This window comes from Enterococcus sp. DIV0213h (assembly GCF_051711285.1).
GTDB lineage: Bacteria > Bacillota > Bacilli > Lactobacillales > Enterococcaceae > Enterococcus_D > Enterococcus_D casseliflavus.
In genome coordinates, this window is record NZ_JBIOMH010000001.1 from 2,039,840 (window position 1) to 2,061,055 (window position 21,216).

General features: G+C 40.3%; 24 protein-coding genes. 7 read left to right on the forward strand and 17 right to left on the reverse strand.

Annotated features, from left to right (window positions below; genetic code table 11):
* Positions 1-26: 26 nt before the first annotated feature.
* The 5 genes from IGI77_RS09390 to IGI77_RS09410 form a co-directional block, all read right to left on the reverse strand.
* Positions 27-179: a hypothetical protein gene (locus IGI77_RS09390; protein WP_218193438.1), complete on the reverse strand. Its 153-nt coding sequence runs from the start codon at positions 177-179 to the stop codon at positions 27-29.
* Between the two features lie 2 nt (positions 180-181).
* Entirely contained in the window at positions 182-376 is a 195-nt protein-coding gene (locus tag IGI77_RS09395) for a hypothetical protein (RefSeq protein ID WP_016612140.1), read from the reverse strand.
* Positions 373-1,119 carry a BRO family protein gene (locus IGI77_RS09400; protein ID WP_438755370.1) on the reverse strand — a complete coding sequence of 249 codons (747 nt, stop codon included), beginning with the start codon at positions 1,117-1,119 and terminating at the stop codon, positions 373-375. The genes IGI77_RS09395 and IGI77_RS09400 overlap by 4 nt, the downstream gene beginning before the upstream one ends.
* Positions 1,120-1,329: 210 nt before the next feature.
* Complete coding sequence (locus IGI77_RS09405; RefSeq protein WP_269923627.1) at positions 1,330-1,578, reverse strand: DNA-binding protein; 249 nt, start codon at positions 1,576-1,578, stop codon at positions 1,330-1,332.
* Positions 1,579-1,600: 22 nt separating this feature from the next.
* Positions 1,601-1,804 (reverse strand): XRE family transcriptional regulator, encoded by a 204-nt coding sequence (locus tag IGI77_RS09410; protein WP_411415291.1) that lies wholly within the window; start codon positions 1,802-1,804, stop codon positions 1,601-1,603.
* 273 nt (positions 1,805-2,077) lie between these two features.
* Here IGI77_RS09410 and IGI77_RS09415 point away from each other — a divergent pair, with 273 nt between their 5' ends.
* The 4 genes from IGI77_RS09415 (at position 2,078) to IGI77_RS09430 (ending at position 6,328) form a co-directional block, all read left to right on the forward strand.
* Positions 2,078-2,434 (forward strand): helix-turn-helix domain-containing protein, encoded by a 357-nt coding sequence (locus IGI77_RS09415; RefSeq protein ID WP_016612134.1) that lies wholly within the window; start codon positions 2,078-2,080, stop codon positions 2,432-2,434.
* A gap of 12 nt (positions 2,435-2,446) precedes the next feature.
* On the forward strand, positions 2,447-3,199 hold the full coding sequence (locus IGI77_RS09420) for an ImmA/IrrE family metallo-endopeptidase (RefSeq protein WP_438769917.1): 753 nt from the start codon (positions 2,447-2,449) through the stop codon (positions 3,197-3,199).
* A gap of 167 nt (positions 3,200-3,366) precedes the next feature.
* Complete coding sequence (locus tag IGI77_RS09425) at positions 3,367-4,692, forward strand: LPXTG cell wall anchor domain-containing protein (protein WP_438755368.1); 1,326 nt, start codon at positions 3,367-3,369, stop codon at positions 4,690-4,692.
* Positions 4,693-5,089: 397 nt separating this feature from the next.
* Positions 5,090-6,328 (forward strand): tyrosine-type recombinase/integrase, encoded by a 1,239-nt coding sequence (locus IGI77_RS09430; protein WP_016612131.1) that lies wholly within the window; start codon positions 5,090-5,092, stop codon positions 6,326-6,328.
* A gap of 128 nt (positions 6,329-6,456) precedes the next feature.
* Here the strand turns inward: IGI77_RS09430 and fabZ are convergent, their stop codons facing one another.
* Positions 6,457-6,897, reverse strand: coding sequence for a 3-hydroxyacyl-ACP dehydratase FabZ (fabZ, locus tag IGI77_RS09435; protein ID WP_074933723.1), 441 nt, complete (start codon positions 6,895-6,897; stop codon positions 6,457-6,459).
* A gap of 206 nt (positions 6,898-7,103) precedes the next feature.
* Between fabZ and fabI the strand changes: the two genes are divergently transcribed.
* Both fabI and IGI77_RS09445 read left to right on the forward strand, forming a co-directional pair.
* Positions 7,104-7,859, forward strand: coding sequence for an enoyl-ACP reductase FabI (fabI, locus tag IGI77_RS09440; protein ID WP_005226179.1), 756 nt, complete (start codon positions 7,104-7,106; stop codon positions 7,857-7,859).
* Positions 7,860-8,006: 147 nt separating this feature from the next.
* On the forward strand, positions 8,007-8,924 hold the full coding sequence (locus IGI77_RS09445; protein WP_015509767.1) for a mechanosensitive ion channel family protein: 918 nt from the start codon (positions 8,007-8,009) through the stop codon (positions 8,922-8,924).
* 34 nt (positions 8,925-8,958) lie between these two features.
* On the opposite strand, the gene cbpB is transcribed toward IGI77_RS09445, so the two are convergent.
* The 8 genes from cbpB to IGI77_RS09485 all read right to left on the reverse strand — a co-directional run bounded on the left by cbpB (position 8,959) and on the right by IGI77_RS09485 (position 15,378).
* A complete protein-coding gene (gene cbpB / locus IGI77_RS09450; protein ID WP_005226181.1) occupies positions 8,959-9,462 on the reverse strand; it encodes a cyclic-di-AMP-binding protein CbpB in 504 nt (167 codons plus the stop codon).
* Positions 9,463-9,571: 109 nt separating this feature from the next.
* Positions 9,572-10,084 (reverse strand): metallophosphoesterase, encoded by a 513-nt coding sequence (locus IGI77_RS09455; RefSeq protein ID WP_005226182.1) that lies wholly within the window; start codon positions 10,082-10,084, stop codon positions 9,572-9,574.
* A complete protein-coding gene (gene rph / locus IGI77_RS09460; protein ID WP_005226183.1) occupies positions 10,081-11,433 on the reverse strand; it encodes a ribonuclease PH in 1,353 nt (450 codons plus the stop codon). The genes IGI77_RS09455 and rph overlap by 4 nt, the downstream gene beginning before the upstream one ends.
* Positions 11,434-12,249: a glutamate racemase gene (gene racE / locus IGI77_RS09465; RefSeq protein WP_015509769.1), complete on the reverse strand. Its 816-nt coding sequence runs from the start codon at positions 12,247-12,249 to the stop codon at positions 11,434-11,436. It abuts the gene before it with no gap.
* A gap of 230 nt (positions 12,250-12,479) precedes the next feature.
* Entirely contained in the window at positions 12,480-13,136 is a 657-nt protein-coding gene (locus tag IGI77_RS09470) for an amino acid ABC transporter permease (RefSeq protein ID WP_005226185.1), read from the reverse strand.
* Positions 13,137-13,153: 17 nt separating this feature from the next.
* On the reverse strand, positions 13,154-13,801 hold the full coding sequence (locus IGI77_RS09475) for an amino acid ABC transporter permease (protein WP_005226186.1): 648 nt from the start codon (positions 13,799-13,801) through the stop codon (positions 13,154-13,156).
* Between the two features lie 11 nt (positions 13,802-13,812).
* Positions 13,813-14,622 (reverse strand): transporter substrate-binding domain-containing protein, encoded by an 810-nt coding sequence (locus tag IGI77_RS09480; RefSeq protein ID WP_005226187.1) that lies wholly within the window; start codon positions 14,620-14,622, stop codon positions 13,813-13,815.
* 18 nt (positions 14,623-14,640) lie between these two features.
* Positions 14,641-15,378: an amino acid ABC transporter ATP-binding protein gene (locus IGI77_RS09485; protein ID WP_005226188.1), complete on the reverse strand. Its 738-nt coding sequence runs from the start codon at positions 15,376-15,378 to the stop codon at positions 14,641-14,643.
* Positions 15,379-15,645: 267 nt separating this feature from the next.
* Between IGI77_RS09485 and trpS the strand changes: the two genes are divergently transcribed.
* Positions 15,646-16,653 (forward strand): tryptophan--tRNA ligase, encoded by a 1,008-nt coding sequence (gene trpS, locus IGI77_RS09490; protein ID WP_005226189.1) that lies wholly within the window; start codon positions 15,646-15,648, stop codon positions 16,651-16,653.
* Between the two features lie 399 nt (positions 16,654-17,052).
* On the opposite strand, the gene pheT is transcribed toward trpS, so the two are convergent.
* The 3 genes from pheT to IGI77_RS09505 form a co-directional block, all read right to left on the reverse strand.
* Entirely contained in the window at positions 17,053-19,473 is a 2,421-nt protein-coding gene (gene pheT / locus IGI77_RS09495; RefSeq protein ID WP_438769918.1) for a phenylalanine--tRNA ligase subunit beta, read from the reverse strand.
* On the reverse strand, positions 19,474-20,520 hold the full coding sequence (gene pheS, locus IGI77_RS09500) for a phenylalanine--tRNA ligase subunit alpha (RefSeq protein WP_005226191.1): 1,047 nt from the start codon (positions 20,518-20,520) through the stop codon (positions 19,474-19,476).
* 351 nt (positions 20,521-20,871) lie between these two features.
* Positions 20,872-21,192, reverse strand: a complete 321-nt coding sequence (locus IGI77_RS09505; RefSeq protein ID WP_005226192.1) for a winged helix-turn-helix transcriptional regulator — start codon at positions 21,190-21,192, stop codon at positions 20,872-20,874.
* Between the last annotated feature and the right edge of the window lie 24 nt (positions 21,193-21,216).

Below are 21,216 nucleotides of genomic sequence, written 5' to 3' on the forward strand. Positions count from 1 at the left end.
TACAAGAAAATGTGTAACATTTTTCTTCAAACTGCATATGTTTTATCCTCCTTCAGATACAACTGAATAGATCGTTTCATTCGGTTGATATTCTGACGGGACCGAATCAGCTCCTTGTGTTCTTCCCACCATTGATTTGCGCCAACCCAATCGAAATGACGCACATCTGTATTAGTCATCCTTAGCTGCCCTCCTTGGATTTAAGTTGATTCGAAGACCGCTTTTTCCCTTCCGCAACTCCTGCATACCAAGCAAGATCGATAGTAGCCCAAGCCGTGATCAATGCAACTCCAAGAGCTGCGTGGATAGCGCTGACAGTGACAACAATTAGTAATAACAGCCAAACACCGATTGTGTCTTTCGTTGATTTTCTCATTCTGAATCCTCCTGTAATTTTTCTAAAAAATATACCTGGCCCTTTCCCGTGATTAATGTTGTCGCTTCCTGTATGTTCCCTTGTGTTCTTGCGACAATTACTGGATTACTAACAAATAAACCTTGTTCGATGTATTTTTGTTTCGGATTATTTTTCTCTCGACCATATGAGATCAAATATCCTTTTTTTCGAAGCCAAGAGAACATTTTGTTTCTTCCAATACTAATTCCGTGCTTCTCGTAAACAATTTTGCAAAATTCACCAATCGATATTGCTCCGTCTGAATTCGATACTGTTTTTCCGAAAATAGTGTATGGTGCATCTAGTTTTATTTGTTGCTCCATCCGTGCGCGCTCTTCTTCTGTATCTGCTGCTAATCTTAGTGCCTCTTGAAACGTCCGAGGAATGTTTGTGTAGCCTCCAGTTTTTCTAATAGACGGAAGCACTTCACTTGTGACCCAACGTTTAAATTTTTTAGCCTTTGGTAACTTACTTCCTAAAATAAGGGAGTACAATCCTGATTCATTGATAATCGTCAGTCCTCTTGGAGATTCAAAGGTACCGTTTTGGTAGTTTTGGCGATCTTCCTCGTCAACGTGACGATTAATGTCTCTACTAACATTTTTATAGCCTAAAATTTCAGCAACATCTTTTCCAACAAAATACAGTTCATCGTTAACTAAAATCGTCCGAATACTATTGTTTTCAAAATTGAAGACTTGTTGAGTTTTCAAATTGTTCACCTCTTTTCCGTGTAGACATTAAGTCGATTTTGGTAAAGCAATTCTTGGAATTCCCTCAAATCTCGGTTACTAGCTTCACGTTGTCGATCGCTTAAAGATCCCTTTTTATCATGAAGCAGGTGTTGAAGATCTTGAATTTTTTTCTGATGCCAATTCACGAATTAATATTTCTTGTTTAGGTGTGTAGGACATCATATCCTCCTAATCTGATCAATTAGAATTTCTTTCTTCCCATTCCTTGATCTTTTCAAAATCATATTGCAGCACACCAGATAAACGTCTACTCGGCAAAGGATCATCTAGACGATTTGTCCATCTAGAAACAGTTGCCAAGCTAACACCAAAGTATTCAGCAACAAATTTAGCTTTTTTCCATTCAATTTTATTCTTGTTTCTTTTCGGCTCTGGCTGAGCTTTCAGCATCTGGATAGGTTTTGCCTTGGACACTTGTACACCCAAATTCTCTCCTCCTCCCGAATTATCAATTTTTTTCAATGAACTCTTTGATTCTTTCAATTTGATGCTTTGGTTCGTCCCGACCGTTTAAGATACGAGAAAGATACCCTTCGTTTATTTCTAGCTTATTTGCTAACCACGATCGTGGCTTGCTTTTCAATGCAAGAAAAACATCAACATCTTTTTTCAATGTCATTACTTCATCCCCTACTCTTCCGTTAGTTTTCATCACTTGCTTCACCTCACTTATAGTTTTTGGCAAGATTATTTACAAATCTTATTGACAAATTAGTCAAATTTTGTAAAAATAGGGTATACGAAATAAACCTTACAATACATTAATACTTGCTGGGGAGCGGATTATAATGTGCGTTGTTTGGTAACTTATTTTGTAAATATTCTTGCTTACGAGATAACTATAACGGAATATACTTAATTTGTCAATTTACTTTGGTTATATTTCGTAAAAATAACTCGAAGTATATTGGGAGTGTGCTTTTATATGGAGTTATTTGACAGAATAAAAGAGCTATGTAAAAGAAGAGGAATTACTTTGCAAACATTGGCAGAGCGAACAAACTTAAGCATAAATTCACTTTACGGCTGGAAAACAAGTGTGCCTTCTGCTGACAAATTAAAAAGAGTTGCTGACTATCTTGGAGTTACAACTGATTACTTACTCGGTGGTGATACATCACACAAAGTCGAATTAGCTCCTGAAGAGGATGAATTGATTGTGATGTTCCGTAAAAATACTGCAGATATGGATTCAGAGGAAAAAAAGGAATTTAATGAATCATTAGATAAGCTGATGTCAGTCGCAAGAGATCTATTTGAACGAGATAAAAAAAAGAAGTAAGGACTGCTGCCTATGTACAATCAGGAAACTTACGAATATAGAGAAATTGAGCAACCGGATTACCAATTATATTCTGCAAAGGCGTATGATTTACTTAATAGTATTTCGGATTGGGCACAAATGCCCATTTCTGAAATTACTTATTTGAAAATCATAGATTATTTTAGTAACAAGTTTGATATTGAAGTGGTTTATTTTGATAATAAGCCCTGCACTATTAATCCTAAACACGATTTCATCCATCCTGAAGTAATTGTAGTATCCCAAGCCTTTAGTAAGAGAGTATCAGGCTTTACTGTCTCTAGTGCTTCGGGCTCACAATTTAAATTATTTATTCGCAAGTATAATAGCAAACAACGGATGATTTTTACACTTTTACATGAACTAGTTCATATATACTTTCATTGCTCAGATAGAGACTATATGCAAATCTTTGCCTCTGTGGATGTAGACGGTTTTTATCCAGATGAGATACTCCCCTTTGAAGATGAGGCAAACGTAATTGCATCGATTCTTTATCTAAACAATGAAAAATTGGTTGAGTACCTAGATGAAGGTTTGTCATTTGATCGAATTTTAGTTAAACACTGTATTAGTCGTAAAGCCTTACATAACAGAATAAATAATTTTCTAGTTTATGACGTTGGTTTAAATCCGAAAGTAGCATTCTTTAACTATTTAATGCCGTATAAAGATGAAGTATATGGTAATAACGGCATAACACACCTGCAGTCACTAATGGCTGTGAGTAAAAACTACTATTGACAAACGCAAAAATCCCCCACAGAAGCTGTACACTTCATGGAGGAAATTTTTTTAACCTTACAAATACGATTTTAGCAGAAAGGAGAAAACAAAGGAAGTTTTTTGAAGATATTTCACAATTTTAGTACGTTTAATGAAAGACTTGTAAATAGGAGGATTTTAACAAAATGAAAAAGATTGCAGCGCTATTTTTCTCAGCAATGCTTATGCTTCCCCCACCAGCTTTTGTCAGTGCATCTGAAATAATGTTTCTTGATGATCAGGTAGGAAGCGAAGAGGTTTACCAGCCAATTCCTGAATTCAGTGAGAGCTGGATTCGAGTATGGCAAGAAAATGATGGTATTTTAACAAAAAGTGATATTCTTGATTATGTAGACTACGCTAGTGATAAAAATGAGCTAGATATTACTATAGAATCTACTATCGTTTACATTATTCAAGGTGAAGAAACTTTTTATTATCACGATTTAAATAGAGTTCTTGAAAAAACAAACTTTGACAACCTAGTAAGTTTCGATGAGGAATACGCTATTCGACTAGGATATGTAGCTGCAGAAGGAAGTACACCTTTTATTAATCAGATTAACTTAACTCATGGTGGAGGAACATATTACCGAGTAATTGCATCCAATCAATACGGTTCCGCTGAGTCTTACATCCAAGTTGAAAGTCGTTGGACTCCTGAACCTCCGATTGATCCACCTACAGAACCGGAACCTGAGCCACCAGTTGAACCGGACCCTCCTATGATAATTGATCCTGAACCAGAACCTGGGCCTCCAATAGTAGTTGAACCTGAAAAACTACCAAATCTAAAATTTATTAACCAACGGAACAATTTCTCTGTAAAACCTAACTCAACAATTTCCATGAAGGAATTACACGAACTTGTTGAGTTTGATGGGGATAAAAAAGATTTAAAGTTCAGCATCAAATCCAATATGGTTTACGTTCCTAAGGATAGTAAAAATTATCATTTTGATCTAGACGAACTGTTAAAAACAAGCAAAGTTGATGACATTGCAGTCTATACTGAAAAAGATGCAATTTCTAAAGGATTAACTCCTGATAGCGAACATGGATTAGTTTCTTCAATCAATCGAAGTCTACCTGGAAAGTATACTGTTGAAGTAAGTTATGATTTTGGAGAAGAAAACGGACGATTCATACAAGTTGATGGAGAGATATTAGTCACCGGTCAAACCGAAACAAATCCAGATGATACAAACAAACCTGATGACAGCAAAAATGATGATGACTCTGATGGTAATCCAAATGATGATCCTAAGAAAGATGATAATAACAAATCAGGTGACGGATCAAATAATGGATCGAACAATAGAGACACAAACAGGCAGACTAGAAATAGTTCAAAACAATCTAAGTTTCCTGCTACAGGTTCTCAACATTCAGCAACTTTTTCTGTAATCGGTCTAGGTATTTTTGTTACTGGCGCATATATCTTGTCCAAGAAAAAGAAACTTAATAGATAAGATTAGCCTTCGGGCTTTTCTTTTCAAACAACACCAAACATACATTCGAAGAAAGGGATACTGCTAATGAACATACAAGACATAACAGATCACAAAAAGAATCAACTGTTGAGAACCCTTATTAAGATTTCTCCTTAAGGCACAATTAAAGATTTCCTGATCAATAACAGGTATTTATTTGTCCAGCAAATTGATAAAGCCGATGCAACCCCTCCTTCTATTACTCTGTATCTGATAAAAAATTCAAAAAGAAAATAACTGGGACATTACTTGAGGGCATACTCAATTCCGAGTTAGTTGATCAAGAGCTAATTAAAAATTTGGCTACAAAATTTGGTCATCCCCTCAAAATGTTACTTATGTCGTTCCAGATAATAAATAAGGAAGGAATGATTTAATGGAGAAGAAGAAAAATTCAACAGGTGATGGAATTTATCCCTACTATCTCAAAAATGGAAAACTAAAGTACGAAGCATATGCATTCAACGGAACCAATAAGGGCACAGGAAAACAATCCAAAAAACATAAAAAAGGATTTTCTACTTATGCAGAGGCTAAAAAATGGAAGAAGGCAACAGAGGGAGAATTTGCTAACGAAGACCACCTCCACGTTAATCCCCAAAGAGTAAAGATCAAAGAATATCTAAATGAATGGTTAGAAGTATATAAACCTGACCTAAAGTTAGGTGCTCAGATCAATTATAAACAAACTATCGACATTTATATCATTCCGCATATCGGGAATTACATGCTATGCGATTACAGTACAAGGGAGCATCAAAAATTTATTAATTCTCTTTTGTCTGATAAAAACATAGGAAAACAGAAAAAGGGTTTAGCTCTAGGTTCTGCTAAAAAAGTTCATGACTTAGTTTCAAGTGCTTTCAACACAGCTGTAGCATTGGGAATTTTGAGAAGAAATCCTGCAAGAGGAATTTCTTTTCCCAAAAAGAGACAAGATGATACCCTACATTATTTCACCTACCAGGAAACAGAAGTATTTTTGGAAGAAGCACGGAATCAGAAAGACCCTGCTTGGTATCCCATTTTTCTAACTATATTCGATCAAGGATTAAGAAAAGGCGAAACGTTAGGCTTGGAATGGAAAGATATCGACTTTAACAAAAACATTATGCATATACAACGTACCCGAGTTTTTGCAGCCGAAAACAAAAAGAAATGGACCTACGTCGTGGATGATCCCAAAACTATTTCAAGTATACGTGATCTTCCTATGACTAATAGAATGAAGCAAGCTCTCCTCTCCTATCGAAATTATGTGATAGGAATCTTTGGTCACTTGCCGTATACCGGTGAAAATCAGTTTATATTTCTCAAAACCGCTTATAACAATGAAATCGGTACGCCATTCCGTGGGCAAGCGATAAATCCAGCTATGAACAGAATAATTGAATCACAAGATCTCCCTAAAATAAAAGTACACGACGGTCGACATACCTATGCTGTGAGGCTCAGAGAAGCTGGTGTTAGCCTTGATGATATAGGAGAGCTTCTAGGACACACAGACGCCAAAACTACACGCATATACGCTCATATAACCCCAGAAATAAAAGAACGAGCTGTAGATAAGCTCGAAACATATCTAATATCTAAACAAAACGCTTCAGTTCACTAACTCCTACCAATCACCAAAACAATCACCGTTTTCTGTAGCATTTATCGTTGTTACAATCACCAAATAGCCAAGAATACTATTTTATAAGTATTCTTGGCTTTCGATAAACAGATAAATTAAATCCCTTTTTACTTTTGGTCGCCAACGATAAAGGTGAATTCGCATTCCGCAGCTTTTTTGCCGTCCACTGTAGCGATCGCATCAGCAGTTCCTACAGAGCCTTTGATTTTAGTGATCTCGAAAACAAGTTTCATGGTATCTCCCGGAACAACTTTTTGACGGAATTTGGCTTTGTTGATGCCGCCGATATACGCCGTTCTACCTTGGAATTCCTCGGATTTCAAGATCAGGATCGATCCTGCTTGTGCCAATGTTTCTAAAATCAAGGCACCTGGCATTACTGGATTTCCTGGGAAATGTCCTTGGAAAAAGTCTTCGTTGATGGTGACATTTTTCGTTGCGATAATCTTTTTGCCAGACTCGATTTCATCGACGTAATCAATATATATAATTGGGTAGCGATTTGGAATCAAATCCATGACTTCTGTTTCAGTCAATAGTTTTTTCATGGTTTCCCTTCCTTGCTTAAGAATTTATTATAGTTTGATTATCAAAGTATCATAGTTCAGCGAAATTCGCAACTAAATATTTATTAAGAAAAAAATAGTTTGACAATCAAACAATTATGCTTAATAATTAGAAATCAAGATAGTTTGATTTACTATTTGTCATTATACGTATTTTATTATTGTTGAATTTATTAAGGAGTGGAATTATGAGTTTTTTAACCGGTAAAAAAGTTGTCGTCATGGGCGTTGCTAACAAACGCAGTATCGCTTGGGGCTGTGCACAAGCATTAAAAGCACAAGGAGCCGAAGTGATCTACACGTATCAAAACGACCGCATGAAAAAGCCTTTAGAGCGCTTATTGGAATCTGATGAATTTGTAGTGGAATGTGACGTCGCCAATGACGAAAGCATTGCTTCCGCCTTTGAAACGATCAAAGAATATGCAGGTGAGATCCACGGTGTTGTCCATGCCGTTGCTTATGCCAATAAAGAAGATCTATCTGGCGATATTTTGAATATTTCTCGTGACGGTTATGCTTTGGCGCAAGACATCAGCAGTTATTCATTGATTGCCGTCACCAAATATGCCAAACCAATCTTAGCTGAAAATGCTGGAATCGTTACCCTTTCCTACTTAGGTGCCGAACGGGCAGTACCGAACTACAATATGATGGGGATTGCAAAAGCCGCTTTAGAATCAAGCGTTCGCTATTTAGCTGCCGAACTTTCACCGCAAAAAATCCGCGTCAATGCGATTTCAGCTGGTGCCATCAAGACGCTGGCAGTAACTGGTGTAAAAGACTATCAAAAACTGATCCAATTGTCAGAAGATCGAACACCTGATCATATTGGTGTGACGATTGAAGAAGTGGGCAATACTTGTGCCTTCTTGATCAGTCCATTATCAAGCGGGATTATCGGCGAAGTGATTTTCGTTGATAAAGGCGTTCATTTATCTTAAACAATAATTGTCATAGAAAAGTCTGCTATTTGCCTACCCGTTGGCTAAGCAGGCTTTTTCTGAAAAAAACAGGTATTTCAGAAAACCTCCTTTGCATTTCTATTTTATCTTCGTTAAAATAGATGCAGTAAGACTTGGAGGGATTTTATGAAACAACTGCTACTTGCAGCTAGCACGACCGATTCAAGTGGTTCCAGCATTACCGAACCAGCAGCTGCTCAGCTCAATGCATTACAAAAATGGTGGGCATCGATCGACTGGGAATCGATCATTGGCCTACTGATCCAAAAAGCACTGATGCTGCTTTTTTTGTGTATCTTATTCGGAATTTTATTAAAAATAAGCAACATGATCATTGACCGGATCTATCGGTCCTATGAAAAAAAAGCCACCTTCAATGTGAGTCGAATCAACACGATCCATACCCTGATCCGCAATACGGTTCATTACACATTAGGCTTCTTTTTTGTCTATGCACTCCTTTCAACCATCGGCGTACCTGTAGGCTCGCTACTAGCCGGTGCCGGAGTCGTCGGTGTCGCCCTCGGTCTCGGTGCCCAAGGCTTTATGAATGACTTGATTACTGGCTTCTTTATTATTACCGAACAACAAATCAACGTTGGTGATTACGTCCGCTTGACCAATCTGACGCTTGAAGGTACAGTGACGGCCGTCGGTATTCGGACTGTTCAATTAAAATCCGTTGATGGAACCGTTCATTATATCCCAAATCGTAACATCACAACCATCAGTAATACATCCAGAGCCAATATGCAAGTCGTGGTAGACGTACGTATCTTACCATCTGAAGGCTTAGATGAAATACGTGCCATCATTGAAGAAGTCAATGAACAGATTGCTCAGCAGCACGAAGAAGAGATTCAAACGGCCCCTACGGTCTTCGGTCTGGTGGATCTAGGAAACAACAACTTTGCAATTCGCACGACCATGTATGTGACCAACGGTACGCAATGGAAAATCAAAGAGGAATTTTTGGCCGCATCGATCGATGCTTTAACTGCCAAAGGCTATACGATCCCCAATGCGCCGATCGTCGGTATTTAAAAAAGGTTATCCCGAAACTGGGATAACCTTTTTTCTATACCACATGCAGTTCATCTGTCATCTTTGGGGCATCTTCTTTCGAAATCAGCAAATAGCGTCTTTCGATTTCATGCGCCAAATGATTGACGGATTTTAAAATCTCTTTGCGGGTGATAATCCCAACAAAGACATTGTCATCATCAACGATCGGCAAGAATGCTTGATCCACTAACAGATGCAGCATACTTTCCAACTCATCGTTTTCTTTGATGCAATTCACATTGACTTCCATGACATCTGCCACAGTCAGCCCTTCAATATTTTCCATACTGAAGCCAGTGAGATCCATCATTCGTTCTACGATGTTTGAGAGGCTGATTAAGCCGACTAAATGGTCCTCACTATCTAGTACTGGGATCTTTGAATAGCCCACTTTTGATAAAACAAGCAATGCGTGACTCAAAGGGTGGTTATAAAATACCGATGCCACATTCTCTGCCGGCACCAAGAAATTTTCTTGATTCTCGAGTAATATTTTTTCTACGGTCTGTCCTATCAATCTAATTGCCTCCATTTCACAGCTACTCTTCTATTTTACTTGAAAATGAGAATAGAAAGTAGAAACCTGCAAAATTATAATGAAATTTTTACTTTTTGATTCCGCTTACTTAACGTGTAAAAACGAAAGCTAGCTCTGGGACTTTATGAAAGGAACGATCATAGTATTGGATTGCCCATTGTTCTGGCGTACTTTCAATAATCGCAAAACTTTTGATTTGAATTTGCCCTCGCGGTTGGGAAATACTGCCGGGATTCAAGAAAAGTCGATTCCCGACTTTCTCACAAGCAATTTGATGCGTATGACCAAACAAAGCGATCGAGGCATCTGCTTGTTGCGCTTTTAAGCCTAATTTGGTTACGCCAAAACGAACATCCGCCAAATGGCCATGGGTCATATAGATGGTATCCAGCGGCGTTTTAACGATACGCTCATTCGGAAAACCACCACCGTAATCGCAATTGCCACAAACGACTTGGAATGTTTCCCATAAAGGATCCGTTTCAGGAAGTTCTGAATCCCCACAATGAAGGAACAAATCGACTTGATTTTCGAATTCATTTTTAAGATCAACAAGAATCTCACGATCTGAATGATTGTCACTGACAACTAAGTATTTCATACATTTTCTCCTTCTAACCACTCCTGCCACTGTTCCTGCAGTTTTTTGATTGCTAGACCACGGTGGCTCACTCGGTTCTTTTCTTCTTGACTCATTTGGGCTGCGCTTTGCTCTGAACCATCAGGAATAAACAATGGATCGTAGCCGAACCCATTTTCTCCGCGAGGGATGCGGCCGATTCTCCCCGGCCATTGAGCTTCAACCACCAAACTCTCTTTTCCTGGCGCTGCGAAAACTAACGTACAGTGAAATTGGGCACTGCGTTTGTCATCTTCGACATCCGTCAATTCATAGAGCAATTTTGCATTATTGGCAGCGTCACTTTTTTGCTCACCAGCAAATCGAGCAGAGTACACCCCTGGTCGTCCCCCTAGTGCATCGACTTTCAGTCCTGAGTCATCAGCTAACACCGGTCTTCCCAAAATTCTGGCGATGGTTTCGGCTTTAAGGCGGGCATTTTCTTCAAAGGTGGTGCCGGTTTCTTCAACATCTGGCAAGGAAGGATAGTCTTTTAAGGTACGGACATCGTAACCTGCTGCGCCAAATACGGCTTTAAATTCCTTGGCTTTTCCTGGATTGCCTGTAGCAATGACGATCGTTTTTTCGGGAATCTCATAAGGGGGTTCATCTGGTAAAAACAGTGCCTCTTTTTGATAGGCGATCAATTCTTCGATAGCTGTTTTTCCGTAGATCAGCATCTCATTCAACTGCTGACCATCAAAGGTCGCTTCTTCCCCAGTTCCTTGCAATTCGACAAATCGACCAGATTCCGTCATCACCAAATTCATGTCAACAGCAGCTGAAGAATCTTCTTGATAATCGAGATCGGTCACACAGGTGCCATCTGGTAAGATCCCGACACTAATTGCTGCTAAATGCTCCTTGATTGGATCTTCCGTCAACGCTTTGTCACGCAACAAGGTATCGATAGCTAAACGCAACGCGACAAATGCGCCGGTAATACTAGCTGTTCGGGTACCGCCATCTGCTTGAACGACATCACAATCGACCACGATACTGCGCTCCCCTAATTTTTCTAAATCGACTACTGCGCGCAAGGAACGAGCGATCAGCCGTTGGATCTCCATCGTCCGACCAGAAAGCTTGCCTTTGGCACTTTCTCGACGATTCCGAGTGTTGGTCGCTCGTGGGAGCATACTGTATTCGGCTGTGACCCAGCCTTTTCCCGTATCTCGTAAAAACGGAGGGACCCGATCTTCAATCGTTGCCGAACAGATCACGGTTGTGTCACCAAAAGAGATCACAACCGATCCTTCGGGGTGTTTGTAGACGTTGGTTTGAATTTTAACTGGTCTTAACATTGTTTCTTTTCTGCCATCATGTCGCATTTAAAAGCCTCCTAAATCAGTGTGAATCGATGAGATCGTGTCTAAATCAAGCCAATCATTGGCAATCTCATCAAACATTTTCGGTGAACCAGTAGTAAAAAATGCATGTTGCGGATGCGGATCGTCCTGACTCGTTGCAGCAATGGAAAAATAGTCCAACAAGGTACTGACTTCCCCCACCGTTTCTGCCCCTGAATCAATCAGCTGGATATGAGCGCCCAATTCATTTTGGATCAAAGGACGCAATAAAGGATAATGGGTACAACCCAAAATCACTGTATCTAGCCGTTTGTTTTTCAATGGACGCAACGTTTCTGCCACGATTTTCTTGGCGACCGAGCTATGGTATTGTTTGCTTTCTACGATCGGCACAAACTTCGGGCAAGCCAAACTGACGACGGACGCATGGGGCGCTTTGCCATGAAGCGCGCGCTTGTAAGAGTCACTTTTGATCGTTCCGTTTGTCCCGATGACACCGATTCGTTGGTTTTTGCTTGCTTTGACTGCTGCTCGACTGCCAGGCAGGATCACGCCGATCACTGGGATCGCTAGTTGTTCTTTGATTTCTTCAAGGGCGACCGCTGTCGCTGTATTACAAGCGATCACCAACATTTTAATATTTTTTTCTAATAAAAAACGGGTCATTTGCCACGTATACTCGATGACTTGCTCAGCAGGTCTCGGACCATACGGGCATCTGGCTGTATCTCCCAGATAAAGAATCGATTCGTTGGGTAATTGCTTGATTGCTTCTTTGACGACCGTCAACCCACCAACACCAGAATCGATAAAACCAATTGGTCTGTTGTTTGTCATAGTTTCCATCCTTTACATGAAAGAAAGAGTTTGGTGCATTTTTCTCTCTTATTCATTTTGGACTTTTTTTGACTATTTTTCAAGTATTCCTTTCGCTTGCTAAAAAAGCTTTCCCAAAAAGCACGAAACGGTCAAAAAGAAAAAAGCCCCTACGATTGGCTTACACCCCACAAGTTGCACTTGCATGGGTAATAGACCGATCGTGGGGATTTTTTTGACGATTATTCTTTTTAGTAATCGTACTGACGTTTTTCCAAAAAGCCAGAAAGCAATGACAAGGCATAACAAACCAAAAAGTATAAAACAGTCATTGCCAAAAACATAGGCAAAACATAGTTTGTATTTTGGCCATAAATGATTCGAGCATGATGAGTCAGCTCTGGTAAAGAAATAATCACGGCTAATGACGTATCTTTGATCAAAGAGATCAACTGACTGACGATCGCTGGCAGCATCGCTTTAAATGCCTGCGGCACGACGATGCTCCGCAATACTTCGACATAGCTTAGCCCTGTAGACAAACCAGCTTCCATCTGCCCTTTTGGCACAGAATTCAAACCAGCACGAAAGATTTCAGAGAGCATCGCTGATTCAAAAATCGTCAACGCCACAACCGCTGACCAAAAAATATTAAAGCGGATACCGATCTGCGGCAATGCAAAGTAAGTGAAAAAGATGATCAAGAGCAAAGGCAAGTTACGAATAACATCGATCACGACACCTAATACTTTAGAAAAGACTGGGATCGAGCTGAAGCGCAAAATGCCGGCGATCCCTCCGATAATAAAGCTAAATAAAATCGATAGGATCGACACTTCAACTGTTACCCGCAAGCCATCGATCAAGAAGCGAATGTTAATCGCTGAAAAAGCTTCAAAAAAGTCCATAGTTCGTTAGCTCCTTTCTATGAGCGGACAGCCCAACGCCGTTCCAAGTAAACCATCAAATAAGACAATGGTAGGGTAATGATCAAATAGAAAAGACCAACAATGATATACGTATCAAATGTATTGAAGGTCTCACTTGCGATCAAATCGCCTTGATACATAATATCTAATCCTGCGACCATCGCCAAAATTGATGAATTTTTGACAAGATTGATAAATTGATTGCCTAACGGCGGTACGACGATTTTAAATGCTTGAGGCAAAATAATGTAGCGCATCGCTTGGCTGTAAGTAAAACCAGAAGACAAGGAAGCTTCCATCTGGCCTTTAGGGACCGTTTGAATCCCTGAACGGATCGTCTCAGCGATAAATGCCGATGTATAGATCGTTAAGCCGATCGTTCCTGCTTGAAAGCCGTCAAAAGAAACCCAATACATTGGCACAACGACATAAAAGAACATCACGATGATCAATAAGGGAATATTTCTAAAAAACTCAACATACGCTTTGGCAATCCCTTTGATGAGGCGATTGTCTGACAACTGAAAAATTGCCATTAAGGTTCCGATCAAAAGACTAAAAAACAGTGCGATCAAACTCGCCATGACTGTGTATTTAAAGCCTTCAATAAACTGACCGGTATACGTTTGAAATAATTCAACCATTCAGTTTCCTCCTACTCTACTTTTCCTGATTCGTCTTCAGGGAACCACTTGTTGTAAATCTCATCATAGGTTCCATCTTCACGCATTTCCCGCAAGGCTTGATTCACTGCATCAAGAAACGGCTTTTGTCCTTTATTGATGGCAATACCATAAGGTTCTTCTGTAAAAGTTTCGCCAACTAAATGGTAATTGGGATTTTCACTCGCCATCCCTAATAAGATCGCATTATCCGTGGTCATAGCATCCCCTTGACCAGATTGTAAAGCGGTAAAGGCTTCCGCATAATTCTCAAGTTCCAAAATTTGCGCTTCTGGTGCTGCTTCACGGATGTTGACAGCTGAAGTAGAGCCCTTCACGACCAATACAGTGGTGTCTGCGGTCAAATCTTCGATCCCTTGGATTGGACTATCTTTTGCGACTAATAAAGATTGTCCTGCATCAAAGTAGACATCGGAAAAATCGACCTGTTTTTTACGTTCTTCCGTGATAGTCATCGTGGCGATGATTGCATCGATGTTGCCGTTTTTCAAAAGAGGAATCCGGGTTTTTGAGGTAACTTCAACAAAGATGGCATTGCCATCACGACCTAAAATTTTCTCAGTGATTGCACGAGCGATATCAATATCGAATCCTCGTACTTCTCTGGTCGCGATATCCATTAATCCAAAAAGACGGGTATCGTTTTTTACGCCCCAAACGATCTGATTCGTCTCTTTGCTGTTTTCTAAAATATCGATCTCTGCGGCACTTTGTCCTTTACAACCTGAGAAAGTCACAAGGGCAAAGGCTAAGACTAGAAAGGAAAATATTTTCTTTCTCATAAGGGTTCCTCCTATTGCTTAATGATTGCTGACTTTGCTCAAGAATTGTTTTGCACGTTCGTCTCTTGGTGCATCAAAGAATCCATCGACATCGCGCCGATCCTCTAGGACTTGTCCTTCCGCCATAAAGACGATTCGATCTGCTACTTCACGGGCAAAGCTCATTTCATGGGTAACAACGATCATGGACATGCCTTCACTGGCAATTTTTTTCATGACATCCAAGACATCACCAATCATTTCTGGATCCAATGCTGATGTTGGCTCATCAAAAAGCAGCATTTCTGGTTTCATCGCAAGCCCTCTGGCAATAGCGACCCGCTGCTGTTGTCCGCCAGATAACATGGAAGGATAGGAATCTTTTTTATCTAACATCCCTACCCGATCAAGAAGCTTTTCCGCCAAATTGATGGCTTCTTGCTCATTTTGTTTTAATACTTTGATCGGTGCCAACGTAATGTTTTCTAACACGGTTTTATTTGGATACAAATTGAAATGTTGAAACACCATGCCGATGTTTTTTCTAATTTCTGTCATTTTGACATCTTTGTCAAACAAGTTCTTGCCATTGACCAATAATTGACCACCTGAAATGGTTTCTAGACCATTAATCGTACGGAGCATTGTACTTTTACCAGATCCTGAAGGTCCGATAACAACAACGACCTCACCTTTTTCAAATTCAAGGTTGATGTTTTTTAATGCATGGAACTTTCCGTAATATTTCTCTACGTTCTTAAATTCGATCATTGCCATTGATTCACACTCCTAGCTTTTTTTAAAATTAAATGAGTAATTGGAAAGATTTGATTCATATTATAGCTCAATCTTTTTTCATTTGTAAAGGTGCTTTTCCAATGTTCCCCCCTTATTTCTGAAAAGACAAGTGCTATTTTACTTTGATGTGAGGTTTTTGTCCATGAAAATTTTTCTCACCCCATCAGATCACAAGGAGAACCGGTTGTTTCTTTTGCTAAAAAAAGGTAAGATAAACCATATAATAAAGGAAAAGGTGGAAAAAAAGTGAATACGATTTTAACTGGCGACCGCCCAACTGGCAAATTGCATCTTGGCCATTATGTGGGGTCTTTAAAAAAACGGGTCGAAATGCAAGCCGACCCTGAAAATCAGCTTTATATCATGGTCGCTGACATGCAGGCACTAACAGATAACGCGAAAACACCTGAGAAGGTCTCAGCGAATATTTTAGAAGTTGCTTTGGATTATTTAGCCGTTGGATTGGATCCAGCAAAAACAACGATGTTTATTCAATCGCAAATCCCTCAGCTCTCTGAATTGACGATGTATTATCTCAATCTAGTCAGTGTTGCTCGAGTACGACGCAATCCAACCGTTAAAGCCGAAATTGAACAAAAAAAATTTGGTGAAGGCGTCCCTTCAGGTTTCTTCATCTATCCTGTCTCTCAAGCAGCGGATATCACCGCTTTTAAAGCAAATTTAGTCCCCGTTGGAGAAGATCAAAAACCAATGCTGGAACAAACGCAAGAAATCGTGCATAGTTTTAATTCTACGTATAGTGAAGTATTAGTCGAACCAAAAGCGGTTTTACCGCCAAAAGGCATGGGACGTTTAGCGGGGATCGATGGGAACGGGAAAATGAGCAAATCACTGAACAATGGTATTTACTTAGCTGATCCAGCCGATGTATTACAAAAGAAAGTGATGAGCATGTATACGGACCCAAATCACATTCATGTCAACGATCCTGGACAAGTTGAAGGCAATATGGTCTTTACGTATCTTGATGTATTTGGCACTGAAAAAGAAAAAATTGCTGAATTAAAAGAACATTACACCCGTGGTGGATTAGGCGATGTCAAAATCAAACGCTATTTGATCGATGTTCTAGAAGCCGAATTTGCACCGATTCGTGAACGCCGTGAAGCTTTTGCAAAAGATCCCGGTGAAGTGATGAACTTATTAAAAATTGGTAGTGAAAAAGCAGAACAAGTTGCCGCCCAAACGTTAGCTGAAGTCAAAAATGCAATGGGCATCAATTACTTCGCCTAAAAAACAAGCCTTTACGGCTTGTTTTTTTGTTTACAAATCGGAATGAATTCTTTCATACAAAACCTATGTGTCAACTCTGTGTTAGATTTCACGAGAACCCTTCCTCCCCAGACTGACACTTTGTGTAATTTGATTTGATGCTGTTTCTTGCACAAAAACCAAGAAAGCTGTCCTAAAAAATAACCTCATAAAATGCGGATTAGGAAATCCTTTTTTCAACCTTGCCAGTGTTTAAAAAAGTTGTACCAAAAAAGCTGGATTGCCTTCTATAGAGAAATCTTTTACGGCTTTCACTCAACTCCTCACATTCTTGTGTCATCTGAGCATCTATTATAATAGTAGAAAACGTTCCCCACCCAACTTCTTTGTATGGTGGAGAACGTTTTTCTACTTATTTGATTAGCGGATTTCTGCTTGAACTTTTTCTTCTAAGTTACGAGTAATTTTCGCTATTGCTTGATTGATCTCTTCATCCGTCAGGGTAGCTTCTGGATTGCTAAAGGTAAGGCTGTACCCTAATGATTTTTTGCCTGCTTCGATGTTTTTCCCTTGATAAACATCGAATAAACGAATCGCACTTAAGAAGCGACCTGCACTTTCGCGAATGATCTCCATCACGGACTGGTTATCGATCGTTTCATCAAGCAAGAGTGCCATATCTCGGGTCACTGATGGGAACTTAGAAACTGGTTGATAGACCAATTGTTCTGTTTTCGCTGCTAACAGTTGATCTAAGTTCAATTCAGCAACATAGGTTTCACTCACTTCATAATCTTTGGCGATCGATGGGTGGACTTGTCCCAAGAAGCCGATTTCTTGGTCATCTAGCAGGACCATTGCCGTACGGCCAGGATGCATCTCTTTGATAGCTGCCGTTTTTTGATAACGAATACGGTCGGTTAATGCCAACGAATCAAATAGATTTTCTAAAATGCCTTTCAAATGGAAGAAATCAACTTTTTGAGCTTGGGTTTGCCAGTCTTTCTCATGGATATTTCCTGTCAAAGCTAGCCCTAAGTGATTGACTTCTGTTGGCAGCTCGTGCTTACTGTCGCCTGTTTGATAGAAGACGCGACCAATTTCATACAAAGCAACACGATTGTTTTTACGTGCCAAATTGTACGCAACGTCGTCTAACAAGCCTGAAATCAGATTCAAGCGCAAGACGGCACGCTCTTCGGTCATTGGCCAATCCAATCGAGTCACTTGGCTCGATTTATCCGTAAATTGTTGTGCCTTCTCTTCAGTGGTCAAAGCATAGCTGATGGCTTCACTGACCCCGTTGCCTTCCAATAGCGTCCGAACTTCTCTAGTCAGACGTTGCGCTTTGGTTAGATGACCGGCAACCGTTTCTCCTTGCGGTAAAGTCGATGGCAAACGATCATAACCGTAAATACGCGCCACTTCTTCAATGATATCTGCTTCGATCGCAATATCCCAACGACGAGGTGGGACAGAAACAATATAGCTGTCTGCTTCTTGACGATGGCCAAAGCCTAATGCATCAAAGATTTCTTGCACTTCTTCATCAGTGATTTCTGTGCCTAAATAGCTATTGATTCGAGCTAAAGTGATTGTAACCTCCACAGGTTCTACAGCTACTTGGGAACCTATTACTGCCCCTTTTAAGACCGTTCCGCCAGCAAGTTCTGCAATTAGTGCTGCTGCTGCATCACAAGCTTTTGCAACCGTTGCTTGGTTGATCCCTTTTTCAAAACGAGCAGAGGACTCACTTCTTAAATTGAATTTCTTTGAGGTTAAACGAATCGCTAATGGATCGAACAACGCCGCTTCTAAAGCGACTGTGGTCGTTGTTTCCGTGATTTCAGAATCAAGCCCTCCCATGACGCCTGCGAGCGCAACGGGTGTCGTTCCGTTGGTGATAACGATGTCTTCTGATGAAAGCTGACGTGTTTCTCCATCTAAGGTAACCAGGCTTTCATTTTCTTTGCCGCGACGTACCAGTATTTCCTTGCTGTCTAGCTTTTGATAATCAAAAGCATGCAATGGTTGGCCAAATAATAGCAAGATATAATTTGTCACGTCCACGACATTGTTGATTGGACGAATGCCTTCATTCATCAAGCGATTTTGCAGCCATTGTGGACTTGGGGCGATCGTTACACCATCAATGATTCGAATTTGGTAAGCGGGTGCATCAGTTGCTTCCGTGACCTTCACCTGAATTTTATCGGCAGCAGCTACTTCACTTTCTTTAAGCGCAATTTCAGGAAACTTCGGTGTTTGCCGATAGATGGCACCGACTTCATAAGCAACCCCCCGCATGCTCAACGCATCCGCGCGGTTCGGAGTGATCGATAATTCGATAATGTGATCATCCATATCGAGATAAGGAAAAACCGGTGTTCCTACTTCTGCTTCTGCTGGTAAATAATAGATTCCTTCTGCGTATTCCTTGGGGATTACACTATCAGCATACCCTAGTTCTTGCAATGAACAAATCATGCCGTTCGAAACTTCTCCCCGCATCTTGCTCTTTTTGATTTTTACATTGCCTGCGATTCGAGAGCCTGGTAATGCTACGATGACTTTGATGCCACTTTTGACATTTGGTGCCCCACAAACGATTTGCGTGTCTTCTTCCTCACCAATATTTACTTGGCAAATCGATAGATGATCAGAATCTGGATGTGGTCGGCAGTCGGTCACTTCTCCGACAACGATTTTTTTTAAACCCTCTTCAGGCACGTCAATACCTTCGACTTCGATCCCGGTCACTGACATTTTGTCCGCCAGCTCTTTTGGTGTGATCTCAGACAGATCAAGGTATTCATTTAACCATTTGTACGATACTAACATTTATTGTTCCCCCTTGAACTGGCGAATGAAACGCACATCATTTTGATAGAATTGGCGAATGTCGTTTACGCCGTAGCGCAGCATTGCCACTCGATCAGGACCTAAACCAAAAGCAAATCCTGAATATTGGGTTGGATCGATCCCTGACATTTCTAAGACGTTAGGATGCACCATTCCAGCACCGAGGATCTCGATCCAGCCAGTTTGTTTACAAACGTTACAACCCGCACCACCGCACTTGAAGCAGCTGACATCGACTTCGACCGATGGTTCTGTGAAAGGGAAATAGCTTGGTCGCAAGCGAATTTGGCGATCTTCACCAAACATTTTTTGCATCATGACTTCTAAGGTTCCTTTTAAGTCACCCATCGTAATATTTTTATCGATCACCAATCCTTCAATTTGATGGAATTGGTGGCTATGGGTCGCATCATCTGTGTCACGACGGAAAACTTTCCCTGGTGAGATCATCCGCAGCGGCCCTTTAGAAAAATCATGAGTCTCCATTGTTCGCGCTTGCACTGGTGACGTATGGGTCCGAATCAGCACTTCCTCTGAAATATAAAAAGTATCCTGCATGTCTCTGGCTGGATGATCTTTTGGCAGATTCATCCGTTCGAAGTTGTAATGATCTTTTTCCACTTCGTAGCCTTCAACTACTTGGTAGCCCATACCAACAAAGATATCTTCGATTTCTTCCATGATTTGCGTTAGGACATGGCGTGTTCCTCGGTCCATCTTTTTACCAGGCAAAGTCACGTCGATGGATTCTTCAGCAAGGGCTTTTTCCAAGTTTGCTGCTTCGATAGACGATTTTGCTTCTTCGATCGCTTCTGTCAAGATATCACGAATCTCGTTGGCATAGCTCCCCACCTTCGGCCGTTCTTCCGCAGAAAGATCTTTCATTCCCCGTAGAACTTCAGTAATGGGACCTTTTTTTCCAAGCACTTCCACTCGAATCTGATTCAAGTCATTCATGGTTGGACTTTCTTTGATTTTAAGCAATGTCGTTTCCTTCAATGCTTCTAATTTTTCTTGTAAAGACATGTGTTTCCTCCTTCTATACAGTGAATAGTGTAAAAACGATTTGACTGGAAAAAGTGACGATCTTTTGAAAAAAAGACAAAAAAAGACGTCATCCCTTAAAAAGGAACGACGTCTCGTGTTACCATCCTCATTCGCGGAAAGTTCCGCGCACTCACTTCGGCTAACGACAGCAACACTGCCGACTGATTGTTCTCAGCAAGCTCCAGAAGTGAAATTCATTTTTCGAATACAGGACTTGCTTTCAGTCTGTGACAAGTCTCCCTTTTTCTGATCCAGCCAAATTACTAGTTTCTATCAACGCTTTTTATTACTATTCATTTAAGCTTAGTTTACCTAATTTCCGTTGAGAAATCAACTGCATTCTTCCTCACGTACCCAGGTTTCTGCCCAACGCTTCACACTCATCATACTCTTTTCAAGAGCAATACCTCTTGGCGTCAAGCAGTAAAGATTGTTTTCTTTGCAGACAATTTCTTCCCGCTCTAATTCTTTCAAGCGTTCGACTAACACCCGATCACTCACTTGAGGAATCTTGTTTGCTAACTCAACAAATCTTTGTTTGCCGTCTTCAAGAAGGACATCAATGATCAAGCCGTTCCACTTTTTGCCTAAAATAGAAAAAGCTTTTTCAAATTTAGGACAAAGGGCATAATCCGATTCTACTTTTATCATTCTCCATCACCTCTTTTACCTATT